General features: G+C 56.5%; 25 protein-coding genes. 6 read left to right on the forward strand and 19 right to left on the reverse strand.

Annotated elements, in window-relative coordinates:
* Positions 1-10 precede the first annotated feature (10 nt).
* Complete coding sequence (locus tag ACFQDM_RS07575; RefSeq protein WP_377377559.1) at positions 11-439, reverse strand: DUF3576 domain-containing protein; 429 nt, start codon at positions 437-439, stop codon at positions 11-13.
* A gap of 143 nt (positions 440-582) precedes the next feature.
* On the opposite strand from ACFQDM_RS07575, the gene ACFQDM_RS07580 reads away from it, so the two are divergent.
* Positions 583-1,728, forward strand: coding sequence for a porin (locus tag ACFQDM_RS07580; protein WP_377377562.1), 1,146 nt, complete (start codon positions 583-585; stop codon positions 1,726-1,728).
* Positions 1,729-1,788: 60 nt separating this feature from the next.
* Positions 1,789-2,238, forward strand: coding sequence for an NtrZ family periplasmic regulatory protein (locus ACFQDM_RS07585; protein WP_377377565.1), 450 nt, complete (start codon positions 1,789-1,791; stop codon positions 2,236-2,238).
* 38 nt (positions 2,239-2,276) lie between these two features.
* Here ACFQDM_RS07585 and udk read toward each other — a convergent pair whose 3' ends face one another.
* From udk to rpsO, 4 genes are all read right to left on the reverse strand, one after another.
* A complete protein-coding gene (gene udk / locus ACFQDM_RS07590; RefSeq protein ID WP_377377568.1) occupies positions 2,277-2,987 on the reverse strand; it encodes a uridine kinase in 711 nt (236 codons plus the stop codon).
* 25 nt (positions 2,988-3,012) lie between these two features.
* Positions 3,013-3,939 (reverse strand): CAP domain-containing protein, encoded by a 927-nt coding sequence (locus ACFQDM_RS07595; protein ID WP_377377571.1) that lies wholly within the window; start codon positions 3,937-3,939, stop codon positions 3,013-3,015.
* A 25-nt stretch (positions 3,940-3,964) separates the two neighbouring features.
* Complete coding sequence (gene pnp, locus ACFQDM_RS07600) at positions 3,965-6,097, reverse strand: polyribonucleotide nucleotidyltransferase (RefSeq protein ID WP_377377573.1); 2,133 nt, start codon at positions 6,095-6,097, stop codon at positions 3,965-3,967.
* Positions 6,098-6,163: 66 nt separating this feature from the next.
* Positions 6,164-6,433 carry a 30S ribosomal protein S15 gene (gene rpsO / locus ACFQDM_RS07605; protein ID WP_377377576.1) on the reverse strand — a complete coding sequence of 90 codons (270 nt, stop codon included), beginning with the start codon at positions 6,431-6,433 and terminating at the stop codon, positions 6,164-6,166.
* 481 nt (positions 6,434-6,914) lie between these two features.
* Between rpsO and ACFQDM_RS07610 the strand changes: the two genes are divergently transcribed.
* Both ACFQDM_RS07610 and cobO read left to right on the forward strand, forming a co-directional pair.
* Positions 6,915-7,085 carry a DUF4278 domain-containing protein gene (locus ACFQDM_RS07610; protein ID WP_377377578.1) on the forward strand — a complete coding sequence of 57 codons (171 nt, stop codon included), beginning with the start codon at positions 6,915-6,917 and terminating at the stop codon, positions 7,083-7,085.
* A 174-nt stretch (positions 7,086-7,259) separates the two neighbouring features.
* Entirely contained in the window at positions 7,260-7,892 is a 633-nt protein-coding gene (gene cobO / locus ACFQDM_RS07615; protein WP_377377581.1) for a cob(I)yrinic acid a,c-diamide adenosyltransferase, read from the forward strand.
* A 14-nt stretch (positions 7,893-7,906) separates the two neighbouring features.
* On the opposite strand, the gene truB is transcribed toward cobO, so the two are convergent.
* From truB to rimP, 8 genes are all read right to left on the reverse strand, one after another.
* A complete protein-coding gene (gene truB, locus ACFQDM_RS07620; protein ID WP_377377583.1) occupies positions 7,907-8,860 on the reverse strand; it encodes a tRNA pseudouridine(55) synthase TruB in 954 nt (317 codons plus the stop codon).
* Between the two features lie 141 nt (positions 8,861-9,001).
* A complete protein-coding gene (locus tag ACFQDM_RS07625) occupies positions 9,002-9,367 on the reverse strand; it encodes a hypothetical protein (protein ID WP_377377586.1) in 366 nt (121 codons plus the stop codon).
* Between the two features lie 132 nt (positions 9,368-9,499).
* A complete protein-coding gene (rbfA, locus tag ACFQDM_RS07630; RefSeq protein WP_377377589.1) occupies positions 9,500-9,907 on the reverse strand; it encodes a 30S ribosome-binding factor RbfA in 408 nt (135 codons plus the stop codon).
* A gap of 43 nt (positions 9,908-9,950) precedes the next feature.
* Positions 9,951-10,535 carry a hypothetical protein gene (locus tag ACFQDM_RS07635; protein WP_377377592.1) on the reverse strand — a complete coding sequence of 195 codons (585 nt, stop codon included), beginning with the start codon at positions 10,533-10,535 and terminating at the stop codon, positions 9,951-9,953.
* A gap of 105 nt (positions 10,536-10,640) precedes the next feature.
* Positions 10,641-13,220 carry a translation initiation factor IF-2 gene (gene infB / locus ACFQDM_RS07640; RefSeq protein ID WP_377377594.1) on the reverse strand — a complete coding sequence of 860 codons (2,580 nt, stop codon included), beginning with the start codon at positions 13,218-13,220 and terminating at the stop codon, positions 10,641-10,643.
* A gap of 44 nt (positions 13,221-13,264) precedes the next feature.
* Complete coding sequence (locus ACFQDM_RS07645) at positions 13,265-13,963, reverse strand: RNA-binding protein (RefSeq protein ID WP_377377597.1); 699 nt, start codon at positions 13,961-13,963, stop codon at positions 13,265-13,267.
* Positions 13,941-15,728 carry a transcription termination factor NusA gene (gene nusA / locus ACFQDM_RS07650; protein ID WP_377377598.1) on the reverse strand — a complete coding sequence of 596 codons (1,788 nt, stop codon included), beginning with the start codon at positions 15,726-15,728 and terminating at the stop codon, positions 13,941-13,943. The genes ACFQDM_RS07645 and nusA overlap by 23 nt, the downstream gene beginning before the upstream one ends.
* A complete protein-coding gene (gene rimP, locus ACFQDM_RS07655; RefSeq protein ID WP_377377601.1) occupies positions 15,725-16,318 on the reverse strand; it encodes a ribosome maturation factor RimP in 594 nt (197 codons plus the stop codon). Before rimP ends, nusA begins: the two co-directional genes overlap by 4 nt.
* Positions 16,319-16,651: 333 nt before the next feature.
* Here rimP and ACFQDM_RS07660 point away from each other — a divergent pair, with 333 nt between their 5' ends.
* Positions 16,652-17,416, forward strand: coding sequence for a Bax inhibitor-1/YccA family protein (locus ACFQDM_RS07660; RefSeq protein WP_377377604.1), 765 nt, complete (start codon positions 16,652-16,654; stop codon positions 17,414-17,416).
* Between the two features lie 75 nt (positions 17,417-17,491).
* Here ACFQDM_RS07660 and ACFQDM_RS07665 read toward each other — a convergent pair whose 3' ends face one another.
* Positions 17,492-18,868 (reverse strand): leucyl aminopeptidase family protein, encoded by a 1,377-nt coding sequence (locus tag ACFQDM_RS07665; protein ID WP_377377606.1) that lies wholly within the window; start codon positions 18,866-18,868, stop codon positions 17,492-17,494.
* Positions 18,869-19,013: 145 nt separating this feature from the next.
* Here ACFQDM_RS07665 and ACFQDM_RS07670 point away from each other — a divergent pair, with 145 nt between their 5' ends.
* Positions 19,014-19,829 carry a tetratricopeptide repeat protein gene (locus tag ACFQDM_RS07670; protein ID WP_377377609.1) on the forward strand — a complete coding sequence of 272 codons (816 nt, stop codon included), beginning with the start codon at positions 19,014-19,016 and terminating at the stop codon, positions 19,827-19,829.
* A gap of 26 nt (positions 19,830-19,855) precedes the next feature.
* Here the strand turns inward: ACFQDM_RS07670 and ACFQDM_RS07675 are convergent, their stop codons facing one another.
* Genes ACFQDM_RS07675 through ACFQDM_RS07695 form a run of 5 tightly spaced genes read right to left on the reverse strand, consistent with a single transcriptional unit; the run spans position 19,856 to position 25,179 of the window.
* Positions 19,856-20,263, reverse strand: coding sequence for a hypothetical protein (locus ACFQDM_RS07675; protein WP_377377612.1), 408 nt, complete (start codon positions 20,261-20,263; stop codon positions 19,856-19,858).
* Positions 20,264-20,287: 24 nt separating this feature from the next.
* Positions 20,288-21,262 (reverse strand): type II secretion system F family protein, encoded by a 975-nt coding sequence (locus ACFQDM_RS07680; RefSeq protein ID WP_377377615.1) that lies wholly within the window; start codon positions 21,260-21,262, stop codon positions 20,288-20,290.
* Positions 21,263-21,271: 9 nt separating this feature from the next.
* Positions 21,272-22,288 carry a type II secretion system F family protein gene (locus ACFQDM_RS07685; protein ID WP_377377617.1) on the reverse strand — a complete coding sequence of 339 codons (1,017 nt, stop codon included), beginning with the start codon at positions 22,286-22,288 and terminating at the stop codon, positions 21,272-21,274.
* On the reverse strand, positions 22,288-23,763 hold the full coding sequence (locus ACFQDM_RS07690; protein ID WP_377377620.1) for a CpaF family protein: 1,476 nt from the start codon (positions 23,761-23,763) through the stop codon (positions 22,288-22,290). The genes ACFQDM_RS07685 and ACFQDM_RS07690 overlap by 1 nt, the downstream gene beginning before the upstream one ends.
* Positions 23,764-23,775: 12 nt before the next feature.
* Positions 23,776-25,179, reverse strand: coding sequence for an AAA family ATPase (locus ACFQDM_RS07695; protein ID WP_377377622.1), 1,404 nt, complete (start codon positions 25,177-25,179; stop codon positions 23,776-23,778).
* Positions 25,180-25,196 lie beyond the last annotated feature (17 nt).

The raw sequence follows: 25,196 nt of genomic DNA on the forward strand, positions 1-25,196 counted from the left end.
AAAACTGGGGTTAGCTGAAATCGCCGACTTTAAGTTCGCGCGCACGCGTCAGAATTGCGTTTTCCAGCTGAATTTCTGTGTCCGGATCCGTCGCCGCATCCATCCACTCGCCCGCTTCATTCTTCACCTGTTTGAAGACAGAGACGTTCACACCGTCTGCGCGCAGGCGCGTGTCGAGAATGTAAACGGTCAGCTTGAAGCGCTCATTGGCAAGATCCGGGTTGGAATACCAATCAGTGATGATGATACCGCCCTGAGGGTCAGCACTTGCCAGCGGCATGAAAGACAATGTGTCCAGCGTTGCGCGCCAGAGGAATGCGTTGACACCGACTTTCGCGGTATCCGCCTCGACAGTATCACTGCGGCCAGAAGACATACATCCAGCAGTCAGGAGCGCACACGCACCCATTGCTACAGCTAAGGCTCGATACTTGCTCATGATCACTCCCGGCGAATTCGCAACACTCAGTTCAACACTTTTAGCGTTCGGTGTATAGCATGTGACTTTCAGGCTAAAAGTCCTGAATGACAATGAGTGGCCTTGAAATGCGTATATTCTTTTTAATCTTTTCCACTTTCACCGTGTTTACCGCCTCAGCGCAGGCTCAGATCGAATCAGATCTTGATGCAGAACTGGTCACAGTCCTCTCCGGATATGGCGATATTGACGGCGAACCGCAGCCTGAAAACGCCATGGCAGAGCTTTCATTGTCAGGACATGCGTCCAAGGTGCTGCAAAACGGCGTCGAAGTGACGGCGCGCTTTGCTTTTCGCGCACAGAATGATCACCCCGACCGTCCGGGCTTTGCTGGCCATGTCATTGACTGCCCGCCAACCGTCGCCGGATGCCCGAATGTGAATGGCGAAGGCATTCAGGGCGCTTTTTCCCGTCTGACCTCCACGAGCGACGGCCAGGAATACGGCGCGCGCGGCAGCCTCGAATCGGCTTATCTCGCCTTTGATGGCGGCTGGGGAGAGCTGGTGCTCGGACGCGATACCGGCGTCGCACAGCGTTTCTATGAAGGCGGACCGACTGTCTTCAGCCTGGCGCGCAGTGAAAATCCGATTCTGGACCCGTCCGGGATCAACATTGCCCGCGTTCGCAACGATATATCTTCAACGGCCGAAAAAGTGAGCGTCGTCAGTCCGCGTATTCTGGGCTTTCGCATTGGCGGGTCCTACACGCCGGATGCTTCCGTTCGCCGTCTTGATCTGAACACGGGCGAGACCTTTGACAATGTGCTGGAGGCCGAACTTGGCGAGGCCTGGGAAGTCGGCATTCAGGGCTATCATTTCTTTCGCGAAGCCGATCTGCGCCTGCGCGGCTCTCTGACCTGGAGTCAGGCCAGCGTTGAAACCGCGATCTATGATGATGTCGAAACCTGGAGCTATGGCTTCGAGCTGGAAAAGCGTGATGTCTATCAGATTGGCGCAAGCTATCTGACGTCCAGCAATGGGGGGCTGGGTGACTATCACTCCATGGCCGCGGGCGGCGCCTGGTACTGGAAGGACTGGGCCTTCAAGCTTTCGGGGAACAAAAGCGAAGATGAAGCGCTTGGCTTGGAAGGGTGGACTTCAACCATTGGTTTCGGCCGCTCGCTAGGCGATCATGTTGACTTTACGTTAGGCTATCGGTTTGCCCAAACAGAGTCCAATTTGCGCCAGTTTGGCACAACTCAGAGCCTTGATCGTGAAGGAGTGTTGCTCGAAATCCGCATATCCGAATAATTCCGGAATTTAATTCGCATTTGTCTTTAAATTTACGCATTTCCGTTCCTAATAGGTCTCATGAAATTAGCTGCTGTCATATGTTCTGCTTCAGTGCTCCTGCTTTGCGGGGCCGCGTCTGCGCAATCGCAGGACGTGCAGGATGATATTGCGAACGCAAATTCGACCGCAGCGAATTCTCCGACACCGGCATGGTATAAAAACTTTACCCTGTCCGAGCAGGTGCCGAACGCAGACCCAACGAACAATATGACCTTCCAGGAAAATGCCCGCGCATTTCAATGGGGCGGTATTGGTCGCTGGAAAATGAATCTGCACATGGTGACGCGCCCGGAAGAATCCCCGCTCCCACGCGAGGAAATGCGCGCAGGTGCAAGCTATCAGTTCACACCACGCTTCAGCGTTGGCGGTCAGGTCAGCGTCGGTGCGCAGGAACTGAACGATGTTTCGACCTGGGAAGAGCAGGAAGTCGAAGCCGGCGTTCAGCTGAAATCTACCTTCAAATTCTAGTCGTCAGCCAGGGCTGAGCACACCGGAAGACCCTTCATCTAATCGCGATGAATGGATTTGATCACGGCTTTTGGAATCTGTGCCATGACCGGCGCCACCATACGGTCAATCGCCGCTTTGGATGGACAGGCATTGCCATAAGCTGGCAGGCCTTCATCCGCAATCACCAGATCACAGATGAACTTGGCAGGCTCTGTGAAGCGGTGGTGCGATGCGCGCACGAATTTCAGATACTGGGAAATCACCCGATCAACACTGCGTCCGCGTCCGCCTTCCGATTTCGGGATCACATCCCTCAGAATGCGCCGCGAAAGACGAAGGTCATCAGGCGTATCGACATAGATTTTCAGGTCGAACAAATCCGCCAGTTCCGGCTCGCTGAGCACGTGAATGCCTTCAACGATGATCACCGGCGTCGGGCGCACCGTCACGCTCTCACCGGCCACCCGGTCATGGGTGGCAAAATCATAGATCGGCTGACGGATGGTCTCGCCACGCTTCAGCGCCGCGATATTGGATGTCATCAGCGCCATATCCTTTGAGGTGGTGGCGTCGAAATTGACGTTTGCTTCCACTTCCTCAAGGCTCCAGGTCTCGGCACCCTCTGCCTGATCGGTGCGTGCCTTGTAGTAATGATCCTCTTCGAGAAGCGTACATTGCTCATCACCCAGACGAAGCTTTAGCGCATCCGCCAGTGTTGATTTGCCAGACCCTGAACCGCCCGTAATGCCGATCAGATAAGGGGTCATGTGTTCTCCCGGAAAATGAGGGGACCTATTGGTAATCCGCTGAAGGTCCGTTGAGGATCAGATATGAGGTTGGCGTTTCAGCAGCCAATATCATCAAACGCAAGCGCTTGTGCTGAATTTCCGGGATACGAACAATGCGATCATAGCCTTTTGCGACAATTGCGCCGGTTTCATCGACCAGCCGCCAGCCGCCCACTTCGCGCAGGCCGAGGCGCGGCGGCAATTCAAAGCCATCGCCCGAATGCACCATGCTCGGAACGGGCACTTCCAGCTGACCTTCGGAACTCAGGAAGACCTGCACGGCAATATACGTATCGCCCTGGCGCACAATCGACAGACCAACATGGGTATAGGACCCATCCACCATGGATTTATAATGTTTGGGACTTTGCTCGAGCTGGCGCTGCAGCGTCAGGCCGGAATAGGTTTGCGGATATCCATCGCGAAACCAGGCCAGATTCTCGGCGACCACACCGAACACTTCACGCCGGTTCAGACGACGCAGGCGATCGGAAGCGCGTAATCCTTCAAGAGAGGCATGCGCAAAATAGTCCCGCTTCATCATGTCGACGCCATGCATACGCGCGGCACGCGCCGCCCCCGGATGCCACATCAGGCGGGGAAGTCCATTTGCCTCTCGGATCTCGTTCAGGCGATTGAACATCTGGATTTCATCGCCGCTGAGCGCGGTAATGTCTTCCTGATCCGAGAAAACGCACAGATTGGCATAGGCGACATAGGGCGTGATCGACATGGGAATGTCGAGCGTCGGATCACAGGGCGACTCCACAGTGTGGGAACGGGAATAATCCGGCACCGAAGCAGATACAGAAAGAGCCGTTTCAGCCTGAACAGCTGAAAACGGCTCCATCAAAAACAGACTGATGACAGCCAGCAAAGACACAAAAACAGGAGGGAAGTCGGTTTGACCGAAACGCCGTAACGCCGGCATGAAACTGCCCTCCTTGTCCTCTGTCCTAGCTGTCTTCGCCTTTGTCTTCTTCAATCGCCTGACCGGTTTCCTGGTCAACGACTTTCATGGACAGGCGAACTTTACCGCGATCATCAAAGCCCAAAAGTTTTACCCAAACGCTATCGCCTTCGGAAACAACGTCTTTCGGGTGCTTCACACGCTCCTGAGCGAGCTGGCTGACATGCACGAGGCCGTCTTTTGGACCAAAGAAGTTCACGAATGCACCGAAGTCTTTCACGGCAACGACTTTGCCCTGATAGATTTCGCCGACTTCCGGCTCAGCCGTGATGCCGAGGATCCACTTGCGTGCCGCTTCAATCGCAGAGCGATCCATTGCGGAAAGTGTGACACTGCCATCATCTTCAATGCTGACCTTGGCACCCGTCGTGTCCACGATCTCACGGATGACCTTACCGCCAGAACCGATGACTTCACGGATCTTGTCGGTTGGAATCTGCATTGTCTCCATTTGCGGCGCGTTCGCCGACAGTTCAGAGCGCGATTCCGTCAGGGCTTTGGCCATTTCGCCGAGGATATGCATACGACCGCCATTCGCCTGAGCGAGGGCTGTCTTCATGATGTCTTCGGTGATACCGGCAATTTTGATGTCCATCTGAAGCGACGTGATGCCTTCGGAGGTACCAGCCACTTTGAAGTCCATGTCGCCCAGGTGATCTTCATCACCCAGAATGTCTGACAGGACAGCAACGCCGTCATCATCCTTGATCAGACCCATTGCGATACCAGACGCCGGACGCTTGATCGGAACACCGGCATCCATCAGCGCGAGAGACGTACCACAAACCGTCGCCATGGAAGACGAACCGTTGGATTCAGTGATCTCAGAAAGAACACGCAGGACGTAAGGGAATTCTTCGCGTGTTGGAAGGATTGCCTTTGTCGCGCGCCATGCGAGCTTGCCGTGACCGATTTCACGACGACCCGGAGAGCCCATGCGACCCGCTTCACCGACAGAATATGGCGGGAAGTTATAGTGCAGCATGAAGCCTTCCTTACGGAGGCCGTCCAGACCATCAATCATCTGCTCATCATCAGCCGTGCCGAGTGTTGCAACACAAAGCGCCTGCGTTTCACCACGGGTGAAGAGTGCAGAACCGTGCGTGCGTGGCAGAATGCCGACTTCTGAAACGATGTCGCGAACTTCATCGAGCTTACGGCCATCGATACGAACGCCGGTCTTGATGATGTCACCGCGAACGACTTTCGCTTCGGCTTTCTTGAACTGATCCTTGAAGACCAGAGCGTCCATGCCCTCTGGCTTTTCTTCCGTTGCGACCAGAGCTTCAACAGCTTTTTCGCGTGCCGCAGCGACCGCCGCCTGACGCTCGCCCTTGTCCTTGATCTTGTAAGCCGCAGAAAGGTCCGCACCAACGAGATCCTGAATTTGCTTCAGCTCAGCAGAGTGGTCAGCTGGTTCATAGTCCCATGGCTCTTTCGCAGCGCGCTCGCCAAGGTCGATGACCAGGTCGATCACTTGCTGGAAGGATTTGTGGCCAGCCATAACAGCGCCGAGCATCACATCTTCTGAAAGCTCTTTCGCTTCAGATTCAACCATCATGACCGCGTCCTGCGTACCCGCAACGACGAGATCAAGGTCGGTTTCTTCCATTTGCTGGATCGTTGGGTTGATGACGTATTCGCCATCCTTATAGCCAACGCGCGCAGCGCCGATCGGGCCCATGAATGGGAGGCCAGACAGCGTCAGCGCCGCAGACGCACCAACCATGGCAACAATATCAGGATCGTTTTCGCCGTCATAGGACATGACGGTCAGAACAACTTGAACTTCATTCTTGAAGCCATCAACGAACAGCGGACGGATCGGACGGTCAATCAGACGTGAAGTGAGGGTTTCTTTTTCGGTCGGGCGGCCTTCACGTTTGAAGAAGCCACCTGGAATACGGCCCGCTGCGGAGTATTTCTCCTGATAATTGACAGTCAGCGGGAAGAAGTCCTGGCCTGGTTTCGCCTGTTTGGCGCCCACAACCGTGGCGAGGACTGACGTTTCGCCGTAGGTGGCGATGACCGCACCGTCAGCCTGACGGGCTACGCGGCCTGTCTCCAGAATTAGTGGGCGTCCTGCCCATTCTGTCGACACAACATGTTTATCGAACATACATCTCTCTTTTCATACAAAAACCCGCCAGGAGCCGGATTGCTGCTGGCGGGCGTTGAACTGGCGCTATCGGCGCAAATTCAGTTCTTCAATAAGAGCCTGGTAACGGCTCTCGTCACGGGACTTCACATAGTCCAGAAGTTTACGACGCGTTGCGACCATTTTCAGGAGCCCGCGGCGTGAGTGGTTGTCTTTTTTGTTGTCTTTGAAGTGCTCTGTGAGGTTCGCAATGCGCTCTGTGAGGATCGCAACCTGTACTTCTGGTGAGCCTGTGTCGCCTTCACCGCGAGCAAACTTCTTGATCAGTTCTGATTTTTTTTCAGCCGTAATCGACATCGCAATACTTTCTTATCTGTCGCCCCGGAGGACGGCGGTTGATATAGCCAAATTGGCGTTGAAGCCCGGACTGTCTTACCGATTCAGCGCTTGCCGGGATGTCGTCCAGCAAGGCTAGAGTGGCAGTTACTCAGCCGGATGCGCTCATATGACAGAAAATGGCCTGAAAGGAAAGGCCTGTTCGCAATCGCACACTGACATGCAGGCCTGTGAAGCGCGGCCTCTTCCGCCGAACCAGCGCGCCAGTGTTCAACCAGGCTTCCCCTACGAAACTTTTTTCATGCCCGTCTTTTGCGCGACACCGAGTGGCAGGCCAATTTCCCCATAAAAACAGAGATATACGCGCGCAGGTGGAGATGTCGAAATTTTTTCATAGATATGTTGACAAACTTACACACCTTGCATATATATGAATGCATAGAAGGAAACGACAGCGGCGCGGACATAAGACAACCGCAGCCGCCCCGAAAGGAGACATGATATGAGCAAGCTATTTTACCGTGGTTTCGAAGCTGCAGCGAACGACAATGCACCAGTTGCAACCGAGAAACACAATCTGGTCTATCGCGGCGTGAACTACGCCCCTGCTGAGAAGAAGGCGAAAGACTCCAGGAAAGCCAAGCGCCTGATGTATCGCGGCGCCGCGGCTTAAACCGAACCCCAAGCCCGACTGTCCCCCCACACCCTCAAGGGCTTGTGAAAGGACTGCCCCACCCGGCAGTCCTTTCTTTTTGTGCGCGATTCTGTTCGCTTTCTCACTGGACGGAGGCCATCAAGGCCCGCTACCCCTCTCAGCTCAAGCCCCGCCCCAATGAGAGGACATCCCATGACGAAAACGCCCGGAGACATGAATGACGCCGAACGGGACGCACGCCATGCGGAAAAAATGCGAAAGCATAAAGCAGCGCACGACAAGAAGATGGCATCCAAGACCATCGAAAAAGGTCTGCTGATCGTCCACACCGGCAAGGGTAAGGGCAAATCCACGGCGGCCTTTGGCATGGTGTTCCGCTCGCTCGGCCATGGTCACAGGGTTGGCGTTGTTCAGTTCGTGAAAGGCAAAATCGACACTGGCGAACGCCTCGCGCTGGATCGGTTTTCAGATCTCGTCACGCTGAAGCGCATGGGTGAGGGTTTCACCTGGGAAACGCAGGACCGCCAGCGCGATATCGCCGCGGCGCGAAAAGCATGGGAAGCTGCGAAAGACATGATCCGAAGCGGCGACTACAGGCTGGTCATGTGCGACGAGCTCAACATCGTTCTGCGGTATGACTATATCCCCGTCGAGGAAGTGATTGAATTTCTGAAGACGGAAAAGCCCGATGACGTTCACGTCGTCATCACCGGTCGAAATGCGAAAGAAGGTCTGATCGAGATCGCCGACCTGGTCACCGAAATGACCCAGATCAAACACCCCTTCCGGGACGGCGTGAAAGCTCAGCAAGGCATTGAGTTTTAGGACGCGCGCGGCCTCTACATCTGGAAGACGCGTGACGGCATGAACCGCCCGGCACGCACCTCACCCAGCGCAATGGCCTTGCCGTCGCTCAGCCCAAGCGCGATGCGATCATCGCTATCCTCACCGAACAGCTCATCTCGCTGATCGCGATAGCTCGCCATGTCATGCGGCATGATCAGGACATCATTGCCATTTCGGAGCCGCGCGAGTTCCTGACCGGAGATATTCACCGTTGGAATCTGATCAATCGCCTCTTCAATCGGGATGAGCGCATCCCGGCGCGAAAGCGCGTCTTCCATGGCTTCCAGATCGTCAATCGACACCGCATGCTCGAGCTCAAAGGCACCTACGCGGGTTCGCTTCAGCGCTGACACATGGCCTTCGAGCCCAAGCTCGAAAGCCAGATCACGCACCAGCGCCCGGATGTAGAACCCCTTGCCACAGGTCACATGAATAATGGCTTCGTCCTGCGTCGAGGCATCATCGAGCTCCGCCTCATAAAGCGTGACAGCGCGGGATTTAAGCTCAACCGTTTCACCGTCGCGCGCAAGATCATAGGCACGCTCACCATTCACCTTGATGGCGGAAAACTGCGGCGGCACCTGTTCGATATCGCCGACGAATTTGGCGAGTGCCGCGCGGACATCATCAAGGCTTGCGCGCGCATCGCTCGTCGCGGTGACCTCGCCTTCCTTGTCCTGCGTGGTCGTGGAACTGCCCCAGGCAATGCGAAAGGTATAATCCTTGTCTGCATCCATGGCGTAGGCACTGGTTTTCGTCGCCTCACCCAGCGCGATGGGCAGAATGCCATCGGCAAGCGGATCGAGCGTGCCGCCATGGCCGACCTTCTGGGCATTGAACAGACGTTTGACGATGGCAACAGCCTGGGTCGAGGTCATTTCATAAGGCTTGTTGAGATTCAGCCAGCCATGAACCGGATCGCCCTTGCGCTTGCGTTGTCGTGCCATCATTCACCTTTCAGGACATGAACCGGATCGGACGGTTCATCACCCATTTTCAATATAGAACACTTCGTTCCATAATTATTCTTCGAGAAGAGACGGCTTCTAGCGAAGTCCTTGAGCGGCGTAAAGCGCTGCCTGAGCGGCTTATTTGCGAATATAGAGGTGACGACCGCTCGCAACCTCAAGATCGGTCAGCCCGGTCAGCATCCGGCAGGTCGGCCGCTTGTTTCTGACGAGCGGCTCGGAAAAGAGAAACGCTTCACACCCCATGAAAGCACCACAGGCCTGGCTGCAATAAGCCGGGTCATCGACTTCCCACTCAGAGTTTCCGTCATAGGGGATCGTCACCTCACCAAGATTGGTCATGGTGACGTTGGCAGCCCAGTCATATTGTTCCATGCGATCTGGCGTACGATAGGTTTCGCCGTCCGGAGAGACGGATTGGCCCATCGCCGTTGGCATAAGACAGCACACCGCCATCACGCCTGCCAGAATCGTGTTTGATTTCATGCCCAGTCTTTCCCTAGTGGCAAGCAAACTAGCGACTGTCTCAATTCAGGACAAGTTGAACGGATGTCGCATAACGCGGCATGAACGTAATTTCATTGGAAAACAGGCCTGCATCCGCGAAAGACGCGCGGGTTACTCGTCTTCGTCGTGGAAGCCTTCGCGCTCGGCCACATTGTCGAGCAGACGCTCCATCGCATTGGCATCGTCATAGCTTTTGTCAGCCAGAAAACGCAGTTGCGGTGTGAACTTCATATCGATCACGCGGCCAAGCTTGCCCCGGATAAAGGCACTCGCCCGGTTCAGCGCATCAGCAACGCCATCAGCGTCCTGGCTTCCCACCAGAGGCGAGCAGAAGATGGTCGCATGCTTCAGGTCCGGCGAGGTACGCACCTCGCCGATCGTGACGGACACCCCTTGCAGGGCCGGGTCGCGGAACTCTTCGCGCGCCATAATATCCACAAGCGCGTGGCGGATGAGTTCACCGGCCCGCAGCTGTCGTTGTGAAGGTCCTTGAGCGGACATGTTCTTGTGTTTTGTCATGAGGGCTATCTAACAGAAATTACCCGGCAATGGCACTGCCTGTTTAGCCGCGCGCTGAGAATTCCTTGCGCATGCGGGTCAGCTTGTCAGCGAAATCTTTCATATCGGTGCGGCGCTGAAACCAGCTGCGCGGCAGGATCAGATCTTCGCCGTCAATTACACGCACATGGATGAAGCTTTTCTTCAGATCGATGCCGGAAATACCCGGCCAGGCGACTTCTGCCCGCATCTGGCCCCGCTCCCAGGTCACGCCCTGCCAGTCAAACCGCATATTGGTCGTTTCATTCTTCTCTGTGCCGCGGCCAAAGCCATGGCGATACGCAAGGCGCATGAAGATGAGATACCAGGAAATGCCCGCCATCGAAGCCATAATGGCAGACGCCATCAGCACCCAGTAAGGGTCCCAGCCCGCACGGCTGAAGGCCGCCGAACAGACCGTCGCCATGCCGGCTGCAATCGCAGGCGCTGTCACGCCTGCATAATAAACGGAGGTTGGACCCAGCACGCTGCGGCGCATACGACGCGCAATGCGTTTCAGCTCGCGCTGTTTATACGATCCGCCCGCCGACAGAACCTGGTCGGCCTGAAGATCGTCTTCGGATGAAGGGGAAGAGACAGCACGCAACATAAAGCCACCCTAAGCATGAAGCCCTAATGGGGTGAAAACATCGGGCCAGAAATTCTGCCGGAATGCAAATCGGCCAGCCTTTTGAGGGGCTGGCCGATGAATGGTCTAGTTGGTGACTTCGAGTTTCCGTTCGATCATTTCGACCTGGAAACACTCGATGAGGTCGCCGACACGAATGTCTTCATAGCGTTCGAACGCCATACCGCATTCATTGCCTTCTTTGACCTCTGGAACTTCGTCCTTGAAGCGCTTGAGCGTTTTCAGCATGCCTTCATGGATGACAACGTCATCACGCAGCAGGCGAACACCACAACCACGCTTCACGACGCCTTCGGTCACACGGCAACCAGCAACCTTGCCGACCTTCGTGATGTTGAAGACTTCCAGAATTTCGGCGTAACCGATGAAGGTTTCGCGTTTTTCTGGCGCCAGCATGCCGGACAGCGTGTCACGAACGTCATCAATCAGGTCGTAGATGACTGAGTAATAACGGATCTCGACGCCTTCACGTTCAGCAAGTTCACGCGCCTGTTTGTTCGCACGTGTGTTGAACGCGATGATCGGTGCACCGGACGACTGAGCGAGCAGAACGTCGGATTCAGAGATACCGCCAACCGCGCCATAGATGACACGTGCACGAACCTCTTCCGTCGACATTTTCTCGACCGCTTGCGTGATCGCTTCGACAGAGCCCTGAACGTCGCCTTTGACAACAAGCGGAGCTTCAGATGTTTCACCAGCACCCGACTGCAGTCTTGAGAGCATTTGCTCCAGAGATGCTTTTGCCGTCGGACCTGCACCACGCGCCTGTTTCTTCATGCGGATACGGTATTCCGTAATCTCGCGGGCACGCTGCTCATTGTCGACAACAACGAATGGGTCGCCTGGGTCCGGCGCACCGTCGAGACCAAGGATCTCGGCAGGAACGGTTGGACCCGCTTCTTTCAGCTGCTGGCCGCGCTCGTTCACGAGGGCACGGACCTTACCCCACTGAGAACCGGCAACAACAATATCACCACGTTTCAGCGTACCGCGCTTGACGAGTACGGTCGCGACAGGACCGCGGCCCTTGTCGAGCTGGCTCTCGACCACGACGCCATCGGCATCACGATCCGGGTTTGCCTGAAGTTCGAGGATTTCCGCTTGAAGCGTGATCGCTTCTGTCAGGTTATCCAGACCCATTTTCTCTTTCGCAGAGACTTCGATCGCCTGGACTTCACCGCCCATGGCTTCGACCTGAATGTCGTATTGCAGAAGCTCGGTCAGAACCTTGTTCGCATCGGCTTCAGGCTTATCGATCTTGTTCACCGCAATGATGATCGGAACGCCAGCGGCTTTCGCGTGGCTGATCGCCTCGATTGTCTGCGGCATGACACCATCATCAGCCGCGACGACGATAATGACGATATCGGTGATATCGGCACCACGCGCACGCATGGCAGAGAATGCCGCGTGGCCTGGCGTGTCGAGGAAGGTGATCTTGTCACCGGATTCCAGCGTCACCTGATAGGCACCAATATGCTGCGTGATACCGCCCGCTTCACCGGACACAACGTCCGTAGAGCGCATGGCGTCGAGCAGAGATGTCTTACCGTGGTCAACGTGACCCATAATGGTCACAACCGGCGGACGGCCAACGAGATCTCCTTCGTCATCATCCGGTCCTTCCAGACCGATCTCGACGTCGGCTTCCGACACACGTTTCACAGTGTGACCGAACTCCTCAACGATCAGCTCTGCCATATCGGCATCGAGCATGTCGTTGGCGCGCATCATCTCGCCTTGCTTCATCATGAACTTCACAACGTCAGCGACGCGTTCCGTCATACGGTTTGCAAGTTCCTGCAGGGTGATGGTCTCAGGAACGATAACCTCGCGGCTCGACTTTTCCTTATTGTCCTTCTGCCCCGCCATACGGCGTTCTTTTTCTTTTTCGCGGGCACGACGTACCGATGCGAGAGAGCGCTGACGCACTTCATCACCGTCAAGAGCTGCCGCGATGGTCAGCTTGCCCTGACGACGCTTCGGCTCACCGCGACGTGCCGGCTTGGCTGGCGGCGGCGCCGCTGGCTTCGCACGTTTGACACGGCCACCAAGTTCCGCGAGCGGGCTTGCATCCGGCTCAGCTTCCGGAACAGGCTCATTGCGTACCGGTTCGCGTTTCGCAGGTGCCTTGCGCTCGGCTTTCGGCTTGCGGGCTTCTTCTTCCGCAAGGCGAGCCGCTTCGGCTTCAGCTTTCTTACGCGCTTCTTCCTCAGCCTTGCGACGGGCTTCTTCTTCGACGCGTTGTTCTTCTTCCTGCTGACGGCGTTCCTGCTCTTCAGCCAGACGGCGCTGCGCTTCTGCGCGCGCTTCGTCTTCCGCCTTACGCTTCTTCTCGTCCTCTTCCCGCTTCTTCAGAGCCATCTGGCGCGCGCGAAGTTCTGCTTCGGTGATACCGAGCTTCTTCGCGAGTTCCGCTGCCTTGGACACTTTTGGCTTGCCACCAGATGCACCAGCCGCAGCTGGCTTACCGGTTTTGCCCGCGGGTTGAGTGATACGCTTTTTCTTTTTCTCGACGACAACCTGCTTGGACCGTCCGTGAGAAAAACTTTGCTTCACAGTCCCGGAATCCTTTCCGCGACCTACGGAAAGGGGCTTACGACCACCATCAGACTCTGAATTTACGTTCTTCGTATCGCTCATCGACCACCAATTCTCATACCATCAATCCTCGCCAGCAGGCGAGGTCATACGTTCTTTCCGACCGTCCCAGAAACCCATACGTCGTCCGTCAATCGACGAAACTCGTACAGTCTACGATAGTCTTTTGTCCACACATCGGTGAACTGACCCGTTTTCAACAGCCCATGTACCACATGGTCACGGCCAAAGGCCATGCCTAATTCTTCACCGGCAAGTGCTGTTGCAACGCGAACACGCTCATAGAGCGCGACCGCCAGGCCCACAATGCGCCTCCGACCATCCTGAGCGCCATCACTTGCCTCAAGAAGCCAGCCGGGACGTCGCTTTTGCAGCTCGTTACGGACCTGATCAAACCCTAAGATAATAGCTCCAGAGCGTTTTGCCAGCCCCAGACTGGCCTGACATCGCTGTAAAAGCTGCAAATCGACCTGTTCGACCAGATCTTCGCTCACCTGAACGGACTGTTTGAAGCCGCGCGCAAAGCCGGATTTGCTGGTCAGAAGGCCTGCCAGCGCGTCACGGTCCGCACGGACCCAGACACCACGTCCGGGAAGTTTGGCGGCAAGGTCCGGCACCACATCGCCATCAGGCGAGCGGACAAATCGGATCAATCTCGACACAGGCATGTGCTCGCGTGTGGCAAGACACATGCGTGTGGGAGCTGATTTTCCTTTTACCGGGCCGTTATCCAGCCAGTCTATTGTGTCGTCATTCCCCGACTCATCGAGGCTCTGCGTCGTCATCGGCGCCCTCCTCGTCTACATCGTCAGAAAAATCAGACTCATCCAGTTCAGCGATTTCCTCGAGGCTGACATCACCGGACAGATCATCAAGCGCCATGAGTGCGCGCTCTTCTTCTGTCAGTTCGCTCGCTTCGTCGCCATCTTCACCTTCGATCTCTTCGACGTCAGGTTCAGCTTCCTGTTCGATCGCGGCAAGCGCCTCGTCATCAATCCAGCCCACCTTGTTACGGGCACGCATGATGAAGAGTTGCGCCTCGTCAGCGCTCATCTCGCCCTTGGCCAGAATACCTGCCTGGAAGACTGGCTTGCCATCCTTGCCCGGCTCACGCCAGCCCGTGATGTCGTCCGGAACCAGACCTGCAACATCTTCCATCGTCTTGACGTCGTTCTCGCCGAAGGTCACGGCCATTTGCAGGGTCATGCCTTCGAGTTCCAGAACGTCATCCTCGACGCCCAGCTCACGGCGCTTCTCATTGAGCTCCTCGCTCAGGCGCTCAAGATATTCGCGGGCACGTGTTTGCAGCTCTTCAGCGATCTCTTCGTCGAAACCTTCAATGTCAGACAGGTCTTCCTGTTCGACATAAGCGATCTCCTCGACCGTTTCGAAGCCTTCAGAGGCCAGAAGCTGCGCAAGCGTTTCGTCTGCATCGAGCGCTTTCATGAACAGAGCAGAGCGCTCCTGGAATTCGCGCTGGAAGCGTTCGGAATCCTGCGTTTCCGTCATCAGATCGATCTGCCAGCCGGAAAGCTGTGATGCGAGACGGACGTTCTGACCGCGACGACCAATCGCCAGCGGGAACTGGCTGTCAGCAACCACGACCTCAACACGCTGTTCGTCCTCGTCCAGAACAACCTTGGAGACTTCCGCCGGCTGAAGCGCGTTCACAATGAAGGTCGCCGGATCTTCAGACCATGGAATGATGTCGATTTTCTCGCCGCCCAGCTCGCCAACAACGGCCTGAACGCGCGCACCGCGCATACCGACACAGGCACCGACCGGGTCAATGGACGAATCGTTCGACCAGACACCGATCTTCGCACGCGACCCCGGGTCACGGGCACAGGACTTGATCTCGATCACGCCCTCATAAACTTCCGGCACTTCCTGCGCGAACAGAGCCACCATGAAGTCAGGGTGTGCGCGGGACAGGAAGATTTGCGGGCCTTTTTGCTCGCGGCTCACTTTATACAGATAAGCGCGGATACGATCGCCGTTCTGGAAGTTTTCGCGCGGGATCGCATCGCCGCGGCGAACAATGCCTTCTGCGCGGCCGAGGTCGACAATGATGTGACCATATTCAACACGCTTGACGATGCCGTTGATCACCTCGCCAACGCGGTCCTTGTATTCGTCATACTGGCGGTCGCGCTCAGCGTCGCGCACCTTCTGCATGATGACCTGTTTCGCGGTCTGCGCGGCAACACGGCCAAAATCAAACGGCGGCAGTTCTTCACGGATCTCGCCGCCGATTTCGATGTCAGGATCGATTTCGCGCGCCTGATCAAGCGTGAGCTGCTGGACTTCGTCTTCCAGCTCTTCTTCCGGCACAACGGTCTGAACACGCCACAGCGTCTGCTCACCGGTGCGCGCATCGATGTGAGCGCGGATGTCATGTTCCTGACCGTAACGCGAACGCGCAGCTTTCTGGATCGCCTCTTCCATCGCTTCGATCACGATGGTCTTGTCGATGCCTTTCTCGGCTGCGACCGCGTTTGCGATCTGCAGGATTTCAAGACGGTTTGCGGAAACGCCAATCGCACTCATGCGTTTTCTTCCTTCTCATCGATGTCCGACTCATCGTCGTCATCAGTTTCCATGCCTTCAAAGCCTTCATCGCCCGGTTGCGGCGCAAGCGTTCCTGCCTTGCGGGCGGCTTCAATCAATTCTTCGGTGAGCACGAGGCTGGCTTTCGACATTTCGTCGACAGCGCACTCCAGCTCTGTTTCGTCATCCAGCAACAGCTTGATGACGCCATCTTTTTCCTCTGTCAGTTCGCCGGTAAAACGACGCTGACCGTTCGGTGCCGGAATTTTCAGCTCGATCTTGGCCAGATGGCCAACCCATTTCGCGAAATCCTTTGCACGCGTCAGTGGACGATCAATACCCGGTGTGGAGACTTCCAGATGATAGGCGCCCGATACCGGGTCCACCACGTCCAGCAATGGCGAGATCGCATGCGAGAAGTCCGCGCAATCCTCAACATCCGTGCCGCCTTCTGATTTCTCGATCATCAGCTGCAGCGTCGGCGTCTTGCCGCCCATCATGCGCACGCGCACAATCTCGATCCCCATCGCTTCCGCTTCGGGTTCGATGGCGTTCAGGATACGGCGTTCATTGTCCTTAATGGTTCTCAAGTCACAGCTTCCGGCAATGAAAACGGCGGCCCGGGTTATCCCGAGCCGCCGCCATGTGTTCTAGCGATTTCCTATCGTATAAAACTTTTCAGATGGCTTGTCGAGCGTTTCATCCGGGGCGTCTGCTGATTGAATCACCAGCACGCCGCACAAGTCATAACTATTTCTGGCCGCGCCAATCTGAAACGATCGGTTTTTCCGATCAAAAACTCCAGAAATTCGTATGGATGAATTCGTGGTCAGACTCACCGCATCTTCTTGCAAATCGATATGAGACGTACGATATTTCAGGCAATCCGCTTAATTGCGGGCGGTTATCGAATAGGTAGAACGATGAATAATCACAATTTCGCTCGCGCCGGACAGATGCCCGCAGGAGCCATGGACGCGTCGGTCGACAAAGGCCTGCGCAAATTCATGCTCGGCGTGTACAACAAGATGGCGCTCGGCCTCGTCCTGACGGCAGTGCTGGCCTTTATTGTTGGCAGCACATCTCTGATCAATCTGTTCTTCACGACAAATGGCGCCGGCCAGATCACTGGCATGACGCTGCTTTACTACATTGTGGCGTTTGGCCCGATCGCGATCCTTTTCGGATCGGCCTTCCTGATGAAGAACCCGTCACCCGTCGGTGCCAATATCGTGTACTGGTCGGTGGTTTCCCTGATCGGTACAGGCATGGGCCTTCTGGTCTTTATCTACGCAGGTATGTCTGATGGTCTGATCACCATGGCAAAAGCCTTCCTGACGACAGCGATCGCCTTTGGCGGCATGTCGCTCTGGGGTTACACGACCAAGAAAGACCTGACCGGCATGGGCACATTCCTGATCATGGGTGTGATCGGCCTGATCGTCGCGTCTCTGGTCAACATGTTCCTGGCCAGCAGCCTGCTCAGCTTCATCATCTCACTGGCAGGTGTTCTGATCTTTGCGGGCCTCACCGCATTCGACACGCAACGCCTGAAGTTCCAGTATTATGAACTGGGCGGCAATGAGCGTGCGATGTCTGTGGCAACCACTTACGGTGCGCTGAGCCTGTACATCAACTTCATCAACATGTTCCAGTTCATTCTCGCGCTGATGAGCGGTCGCGAATAAGCTGGTTCACCAGATGACAGAATACGAAAAACCCCGGCAGTGCCGGGGTTTTTTATTGTCCGCTTCAGGCTGGCTCTAAGCCTTGTAGCGCGCCGATAGCACGCCGAACATGGCGCGAAGGCCCTGCGCCGCGGCACCTTCGGAATTGCCGTATTTGGCATTGCGCCACGCCCAGACATCCCAGTGGACCCAGTTTTCGGTTTCCACGAATTTCTTCAGGAAGAGCGCGGCTGTGATCGAGCCACCCATCGGCCCGCTGGCAGAGTTCTTCATGTCCGCAATCGGACTGGAGAGCATCTCATAATAGGGCTCCCAGAGCGGCATGCGCCATGCTGGATCACCCGCCTTTTCAGCCGCCGCGGCAATCGCGTTCGCAACGTCATCACTCGGCGTATAGAACGGCGCAACTTCCGGTCCGAGCGCCACGCGCGCAGCCCCTGTCAGGGTCGCAAAGTCGATGAGGAGATCCGGATCACCCTCTTCCTGCGCACGCACAAGCGCATCAGCGAGCACAAGGCGGCCTTCCGCATCCGTATTGTCGATCTCCACGGTCAGGCCCTTGCGGCTGGACAGGACATCGCCCGGACGGAACGCGCCAGCGCCAATCGCGTTTTCAGCCGCTGGCACAACCAGTTTCAGTCGAACCGGCAGTTTGAAGCTCATGACCAGACGTGCCAGCGCAATCGCATGGGCTGACCCGCCCATATCTTTTTTCATCAGGCGCATATAACCACCCGTCTTGATATCGAGCCCGCCCGTATCATAGGTGATGCCCTTGCCGACCAGAGCGAGTTTGGGATGGTCGGCATTGCCCCAGGAAAGCTCAATCACACGCGGTGCATCTGCGGCGGCGCGCCCAACAGCGTGCACCAATGGGAAATTGGCCTCGACCAGATCATCACCCGCGGTCACCGTGAGGTCTGCACCAAATTCTTCTGCCAGGTCGGCGACCTGACCGGCCAGAATTTCCGGCGTCATATCCTGCGCAGGCGTGTTCACGAGGTCGCGCAGAAGATGGATCGCATCGGCAAAGTTCGTCGCGATTTCAAGCGCCGCTTCATCGGCGATGACGAGTTGCGGCGGGGTGTGCTTTTTCGAGAGATATCGATCGAACTTGTAGGCGCCATCAGCCCAGGCGACCGCGAGCATCTGCGGATCGCAGTCTTCAGGGATATAATCGAAGCGATACACGCCTTCTTTCAGAGAGGCGGAGAGTTTCGCCACGCAGAGCGCATCCTTGTTGTCGCCAACACCAAACACGATGCGCGAGAGATTGCCCGTCATATCCGGCAGACGCACCAGCTCGCCAGCCTTTGCGGCAAAGCCTTCGCTACGCAGAACCGTGGCGGCATATTCCGAATGCGCTTCCAGATAAGCTTCGACCGCGCTCGCAGGCACGAGGTCCACTGGCGTTGGTGCGGAATGGTCGGCGACGAAACAGGAAGAAGGCATGCGGTAACTCCATTTTCCATCAAACTTAGAGGCGGTTCGCATGACTTCCAATGGATAGCAGCAAACAAAGCCGTCTTTTCCGCAAGCCTTAACGAATCCTTGAACCTATCGCGCAAAATAGATGGAAAATTCCGGAGACAGACACATGGTCTTTCACAAACTCTCTCGCCTGTTCTGCGCCGTTTCCATGGGAACGCTGGCTGCGGCCTGCGCGACCGCGCCGACTGCCGAAGAAAAAGCCTATGAAGCGAAGGTGAAGAGTGAAACCATCATGCCAGCGTCCGCGGATGACCGCGCGCTGATCAAGCGTCAGGACCCGATGACCCAGGCAACCTTCTGGGGCCTCGAATATGAGAAAAACCCAGGCGATGTCGAAGCCGCCACGGAGTTTGCCAAATCCCTGCGCGCTATTGGCAGTGACAAACGCGCCGCCGAAATCGCTTCACAGACCCTGTCCCTCGATCCCGGCAATGCGGAGTTGCTGACCCTGCTGGGCAAGGCGCTTCTGAAAGCCGGTGATATGGAAAACGCCGTCGATGCACTGCGTCAGGCTTATGCCGCCAATCCGGAAGACCTGACCGTGCTTGGCGCCTTGGGTGTGGCCTATGATCAGACCGGGCGCCACCGTGAAGCACAGGCCACCTATCGCCAGATCCTTCAGCGCAATCCCGCCTCGACGTCCAGCCTCTCCAATCTTGGGCTGTCGCTGACCCTGTCAGGTGAACCGGAAGCGGCTGAAACCTTTCTGCGCCGCGCCGTCGAGCAGCCAAATGCCGGCGTTCGCGAGCGTCAGAATCTTGCCATGGTGCTGAGCCTGCTTGGCCGGTTTGATGAAGCCCGCGAGCTGAGCGCAGGTGATCTGCCAGACAGTCAGGTCGACAAGAATATTGATTATTTCCGCGCCATGCTGACACCATCAACACGGGTGTACGGCCAGCTTCGTGGCTCGATGGACGACTAGTTTTTCAAGAAATGACGAAAGACAGGTCAGCCTTTATCGCGCGATAGCTGACCCGCGCGTCGGATCAGCACCGGCGCGAGAATGGCCAGCATCATATGCGGCAGCACCACATACAGGATCAGACTGTCGCGCTCACCTGTCAGGAAATAGTTTGTATTCAGGTCGAACAGCATACGGCGCAGATACCAGCTGAAAGACAGAAACACGCTGAGCAGGCCAAAAGACACCGTCATGGCAACAATGCTCGGCAGGACATTGCCCGGCTGGCGCATAGCGTACTGAATGGCATAACCGGTCAGGATGAGAGAGAGGAGCGGCACCAGCGTATCGCCGATCCGTCCGCCAAGATTATAGGCTGCGGCCTGCGCCATGATGAGCGCCAGAAGCATGGCCAGCATGCCGAATACCGATTCAAAGTGCTTCTTGAGCGTCATGGTCTGTCCAGCCGCAATTCTCTGCTAATCCATCTCGGTGAATTTGATATAGGCCGGGCCAAGAATAACCAGGAACAGCACCGGCAGGAAGAAGACGATCATCGGAACCGTCAGCTTGGCCGGCAGAGCTGCCGCCTTTTTCTCGGCTTCAGCGATCCGCATGTCGCGGTTTTCCTTCGCCATGACCCGCAAGCTTGAGCCCAGCGGCGTACCGTATCGTTCCGCCTGTGCCAGCGCCATACAAACGGCTTTCACGCCTGGATGGTCGGTCCGCTTGGCCAGATTGTCATAGGCAACGCGGCGGTCTTGCAGATAGGACAATTCAGCATTGGTGAGCTTCAGCTCTTCGGCCAGCTCGGTCGATGCCTGGCCAATTTCAGAACCGACCTTGTCGAACGCCATTTCAATCGACATGCCCGCCTCGACACAGATCAGCATCATGTCCAGCGCATCGGGAAAGGCGCGCATGATGGATTGCTTGCGCTTGGTCACCAGATTGGAGACGTAAAGATTTGGCCCGTAAAATCCGACGGCAACACCAACCAGAACGGCGCCAATCTTCATTTGCGGCATCCAGTCGACCACATTCAGCACGAACATGTAGAAGAAGGTCGCAATGCCGAAAACGATCGGAAGCGCAAAGCGGAAGAAGTAGAAGGTCGCAACCGGCGCCCCGCCGCGCAGACCCGCCTGAAGCAGTTTGTCCTTCACGTTCGGGTCTTCGAGCAGTTTTTGCAGGTCGAGCTTGTCGACCGTGTTCTTCATGAAGCCTTCGCCCTGGTTCTGCTTCAGTCCGCGCTGGTTCAGGGATGCGCGGTTCTGGCGACGCAGTTGTTCACGGCGGTTGGTGACTTCCTTCAGGCGCGTTTCGAGCTTGTCTGACTGAAAGGCCGGGAGCGCGACCGTCATGATCGTCGCGAAACAGGCAATGGCGGCCGCAGCCGCCGCAAGAAAGCCCGGATCGGTCAGATAGGATGCGATGTCATCAATCGAGCCCATGGCGTCCCCCTAGAAGTCAAAGTTGATCATGCGGCGCATGATGAAAATACCAAGCCCCATCAGGAGCCCGCCAATGAGCAGGATGAGGTGTCCTGTCGGCTTGAGGAACAGCTCCATCATGTAATCGGGCGTGGTGATATAAACGAGCACCATGACCGCGATTGGCAGCGCGCCAATAATCATGGCCGAGGCTTTCGCCTCAGAAGACAGCGCCTTGATCTTCTCACGCAGCATTTTGCGGGACCGGATCACGGTGGACAGATTGCCCAGCGCCTCTGAAAGGTTACCACCTGTCGTCGCCTGGATGCCCAGAACGATGTTGAAGAAGTTCACTTCCTGAAGGGGTACGCGATAATAGAATTTCTGCAGCGCCTGCGGAATGGACTGGCCCATGGAGATACCGTCCGTGATCTGCTTGAACTCAGATCGCAGGGGTTCAGGGCTTTCAACGGCAATAATCCGCAGACACTCATTCAGCGGCAGACCTGATTTCACGCCGCGCACAATGATGTCCAGCGCATCAGCAAACTGATTGGTGATTTTCTGGTGGCGCACCTTCGTCATCATGCCGAGAATCCAGCGCGGCAGACCCAGAAAGCCTGCAATGCCGAACCCGGCAGCGATCAGAATGCGCGCGCTCTCACCCAGAAACGTGCTCGTCACACTCGATGGCGCCATGATGAAACCAAAGGCCGCCAGCCCCATCCCCGTCAACGCAGAGAAAATCCAGAACATGCTCGGCGAAATCGTCATGCCAGCCTGTTCCAGGCGGGCACCAATGTCTTTCGGGACCAGAGACTTTTTCTTTTCCGCTTCGCCTTCGCGCAGATTCTTCAGAAGATCCTGGGTCTGGCGACGGCGCGCAGCCATCGGATCATTGGCCTTGCCTTGCGAACGCGTGCTGGCCGCAATCTGCTTGGCGCGCTTCGAAGCGGCTTCATTTTTATCGCCGCCGACGAGCAGAAAGCCGATACAGGCGATGACGACGAAAGCGAGACCCGCAATCAGAAGGGTGTTGGTGTCCATCAGGCCCCCTCAAGCGCATCCAGCGCCTCGGCAAGCTCACGCTCCATATTGTAATAGCGTGCACGTTCCCAGAAACGCGGGCGACCGACGCCAAGACCGCGGTGCGTGCCTCGAACCTTGCCGTTTTCATCTTCGCCATCGACTTCGAACTTCATGATGTCCTGCGTAACGATGACTTCGCCCTCAAGGCCCATCACCTCGGTAATGGACATGATTTTACGCGAACCATCACGCAGACGCGACGCCTGAACCACGACATCAATCGAACCGACAATCATTTCGCGAATGGTTTTGGCCGGCAGGGCGAAACCACCCATGGTGATCATGGACTCCACACGGGACAGGCCCTCACGCGGCGTGTTGGCGTGCAGCGTACCCATGGAGCCATCGTGACCGGTGTTCATGGCCTGCAGGAGGTCGAATGCCTCCGGGCCACGCACCTCGCCCACGATGATCCGGTCAGGACGCATACGCAGACAGTTTTTCACGAGATCACGCATCGTCACCGCGCCCGTGCCTTCAATATTCGGCGGGCGGGTTTCAAGACGCACCACGTGCGGCTGCTGGAGCTGAAGCTCGGCCGCGTCCTCACAGGTGATGACGCGCTCGGTCGGATCGATAAAGGCGGTCAGCGAGTTCAGCAGCGTCGTTTTACCAGAACCGGTACCGCCCGAGATCAGGACATTACAGCGACAGGCACCGATAATACGCAGGATTTCTGCGCCAGCTTCGGATACAGAACCGTAATCAACCAGGTTCTGAAGCTTGAGCTTGTCCTTCTTGAACTTACGAATGGTGAGGGTCGGGCCATCCAGCGCCAGCGGCGGCGCGATGACGTTCACACGAGAACCATCCAGCAGACGCGCGTCACAAATCGGGCTGGCTTCATCAACGCGGCGGCCGACCTGGCTCACAATACGCTGACAGATATTCATCAGCTGGGCGTTGTCACGGAAGCGGATGTTTGTCCGTTCGATCCGGCCATCGACCTCGATATAGGTCGTGCCCGCGCCGTTCACCATGATATCGGCAATGTCATCGCGCGCGAGCAGAGGCTCAAGCGGGCCATAACCAAGCACGTCGTTACAAATGTCTTCCAGCAGGCTTTCCTGCTCGGCAATCGACATGACGACATTCTTGATGGAAATGATTTCGACGACGATGTCGCGGATTTCTTCGCGTGCGCTGTCTGAATCCAGCTGGGCGAGCTGCGCCAGATCGATCGTGTCGATCAGCGCGTTGAACACCATCGTCTTGACGCGATAATATTCATCGGAACGGTCATCGACCTGCGAGATCGGATTTTCAGAGCGCTTTTTCTTCTCCGGACGCGGCTTTGGCGCGGACGCGGCTTTGGTCGGCAGACTCTCTTTCTTCACCTCCGGCTTTTTCGCAGCCGGTTTCGGCGCCGGTGCGACAGGCGCCTTAGCTTCCTTGACGTTTGAAGGTGTGGAGTCCGTGCGTTTGCCAAACATGTGGGCGTAGCCTTACTTTCCGAATTTCAACAGTTTGCTGATCAGACTTTGCTGACGTTCCTCGACCGCGCGGCCCGTCAGAAGCGATGCCAGATGATCAATGCCAACAGATGGTTTGGCATCCGGCGCCGTTTCAGAAATCATCTGACCATTGTTTGATGCCTGACCGAAAAGCTGCGGCTCGAAAGGCAAAACCAGTGCCGGGTCCATATCAATGGCAGCCGCAAAGTCCTTCACCGGAATTTCCGGGCGCTTTGGCACGCCGACCATATTGACCACGAGACGCGGCGGCGCTTCGTTCGCGCGCGCAGATTTCAGATAGTCGATCAAATTCTTGCCATTCCGCAGCGATGCGAGATCCGGCTGACAAACCACCACGACGTCATCTGCGTTCACGACCGTAGACCGCATCCAGTCTGACCAGACATGCGGCAGGTCCAGAACCACGAACGGAACATTGCGACGCACGCGGTCAATGACTTCGTCATACGCCTCGTCGGAAATGTCATACATGGTGTTCAGAGACGCTGGCGCCGTGAACAGGGTCAGGCGTTCGGTCGCTTTGGACAGAAGTCGGTCCAGAACCGCATCATCAATCCGGTCCGGATCGGTCAGCGCGTCCGCAACCGTCTGAGAGCTTTCCTGGTTGAAATCGAGCGCGCTGGTGCCCCAGCTGAGATCGAGATCGACAAGGGTTGTGTTGATCTGAATGTTTTCAGAAATCGCCCAGGCCAGATTGTGGGCAATTGTGGACGCGCCCACGCCGCCCTTGGCACCGACAACGGCCACCGAGCGACCGACGAACGGACGATCCGGGTCAACATAAAGCGCGCTGATCGACTGGATCAGCTGCGTTGGCTGGAATGGCGGCACGAGATATTCGCTGACACCGCGATTTACGAGCTGGCGATAAAGCTGCACATCGTTCATCGCGCCGATGACCAGCACGCGGATGTTCGGATCGCACAATTCTGCCAGAGCATCGATCTGAGCAAGCATCTGCTTGGCTGGCAGGCTGGATTCAATGATCAGCAGATCAGGTGTGTTGACCTCCTGATAATACTGGACAGCGCGGCTGAGGCCGCCTTCCTCAATCTGGAAGTTTGCTTTTGAAAGACGACGATCCCCGGACGCGGCTTCGATGACTTTCGCCGTCGCTGCGCGCTCACAGAAAGCATGCACCGTGATACGGGGCACCGTGATGCTGCCCGTGACGCCTTCGGCCTCGACCTGCATCATGGCATCCGGGTCAAGCTTGGCGCTGCCACCAATGCCTGCCTCGCTTGTGCGCTTCATTGGCGCGTCAAACGGATCGTCCAGAGAGAGCGCGTCAGAGCCGAAGTCATCCGATCCGCCAAAGGAGTCGAAATCGTCTTCGAATGGAAGGTCGTCCAGTAAGGCGTTGCGATCATTCATCGGTTAATCCTCACACT

Source organism: Ponticaulis profundi (assembly GCF_042659465.1).
GTDB lineage: Bacteria > Pseudomonadota > Alphaproteobacteria > Caulobacterales > Hyphomonadaceae > Ponticaulis > Ponticaulis profundi.

Coding starts and splice junctions, on each gene's coding strand:
- ACFQDM_RS07575 (WP_377377559.1), bottom strand. CDS start 439: ATGAGCAAGTATCGAGCCTTAGCTGTAGCAATGGGTGCGTGTGCGCTC.
- ACFQDM_RS07585 (WP_377377565.1), top strand. CDS start 1,789: ATGAAATTAGCTGCTGTCATATGTTCTGCTTCAGTGCTCCTGCTTTGC.
- udk (WP_377377568.1), bottom strand. CDS start 2,987: ATGACCCCTTATCTGATCGGCATTACGGGCGGTTCAGGGTCTGGCAAA.
- ACFQDM_RS07595 (WP_377377571.1), bottom strand. CDS start 3,939: ATGCCGGCGTTACGGCGTTTCGGTCAAACCGACTTCCCTCCTGTTTTT.
- pnp (WP_377377573.1), bottom strand. CDS start 6,097: ATGTTCGATAAACATGTTGTGTCGACAGAATGGGCAGGACGCCCACTA.
- rpsO (WP_377377576.1), bottom strand. CDS start 6,433: ATGTCGATTACGGCTGAAAAAAAATCAGAACTGATCAAGAAGTTTGCT.
- ACFQDM_RS07610 (WP_377377578.1), top strand. CDS start 6,915: ATGAGCAAGCTATTTTACCGTGGTTTCGAAGCTGCAGCGAACGACAAT.
- cobO (WP_377377581.1), top strand. CDS start 7,260: ATGACGAAAACGCCCGGAGACATGAATGACGCCGAACGGGACGCACGC.
- truB (WP_377377583.1), bottom strand. CDS start 8,860: ATGGCACGACAACGCAAGCGCAAGGGCGATCCGGTTCATGGCTGGCTG.
- ACFQDM_RS07625 (WP_377377586.1), bottom strand. CDS start 9,367: ATGAAATCAAACACGATTCTGGCAGGCGTGATGGCGGTGTGCTGTCTT.
- rbfA (WP_377377589.1), bottom strand. CDS start 9,907: ATGACAAAACACAAGAACATGTCCGCTCAAGGACCTTCACAACGACAG.
- ACFQDM_RS07635 (WP_377377592.1), bottom strand. CDS start 10,535: ATGTTGCGTGCTGTCTCTTCCCCTTCATCCGAAGACGATCTTCAGGCC.
- infB (WP_377377594.1), bottom strand. CDS start 13,220: ATGAGCGATACGAAGAACGTAAATTCAGAGTCTGATGGTGGTCGTAAG.
- ACFQDM_RS07645 (WP_377377597.1), bottom strand. CDS start 13,963: ATGACGACGCAGAGCCTCGATGAGTCGGGGAATGACGACACAATAGAC.
- nusA (WP_377377598.1), bottom strand. CDS start 15,728: ATGAGTGCGATTGGCGTTTCCGCAAACCGTCTTGAAATCCTGCAGATC.
- ACFQDM_RS07660 (WP_377377604.1), top strand. CDS start 16,652: ATGAATAATCACAATTTCGCTCGCGCCGGACAGATGCCCGCAGGAGCC.
- ACFQDM_RS07665 (WP_377377606.1), bottom strand. CDS start 18,868: ATGCCTTCTTCCTGTTTCGTCGCCGACCATTCCGCACCAACGCCAGTG.
- ACFQDM_RS07670 (WP_377377609.1), top strand. CDS start 19,014: ATGGTCTTTCACAAACTCTCTCGCCTGTTCTGCGCCGTTTCCATGGGA.
- ACFQDM_RS07675 (WP_377377612.1), bottom strand. CDS start 20,263: ATGACGCTCAAGAAGCACTTTGAATCGGTATTCGGCATGCTGGCCATG.
- ACFQDM_RS07680 (WP_377377615.1), bottom strand. CDS start 21,262: ATGGGCTCGATTGATGACATCGCATCCTATCTGACCGATCCGGGCTTT.
- ACFQDM_RS07685 (WP_377377617.1), bottom strand. CDS start 22,288: ATGGACACCAACACCCTTCTGATTGCGGGTCTCGCTTTCGTCGTCATC.
- ACFQDM_RS07690 (WP_377377620.1), bottom strand. CDS start 23,763: ATGTTTGGCAAACGCACGGACTCCACACCTTCAAACGTCAAGGAAGCT.
- ACFQDM_RS07695 (WP_377377622.1), bottom strand. CDS start 25,179: ATGAATGATCGCAACGCCTTACTGGACGACCTTCCATTCGAAGACGAT.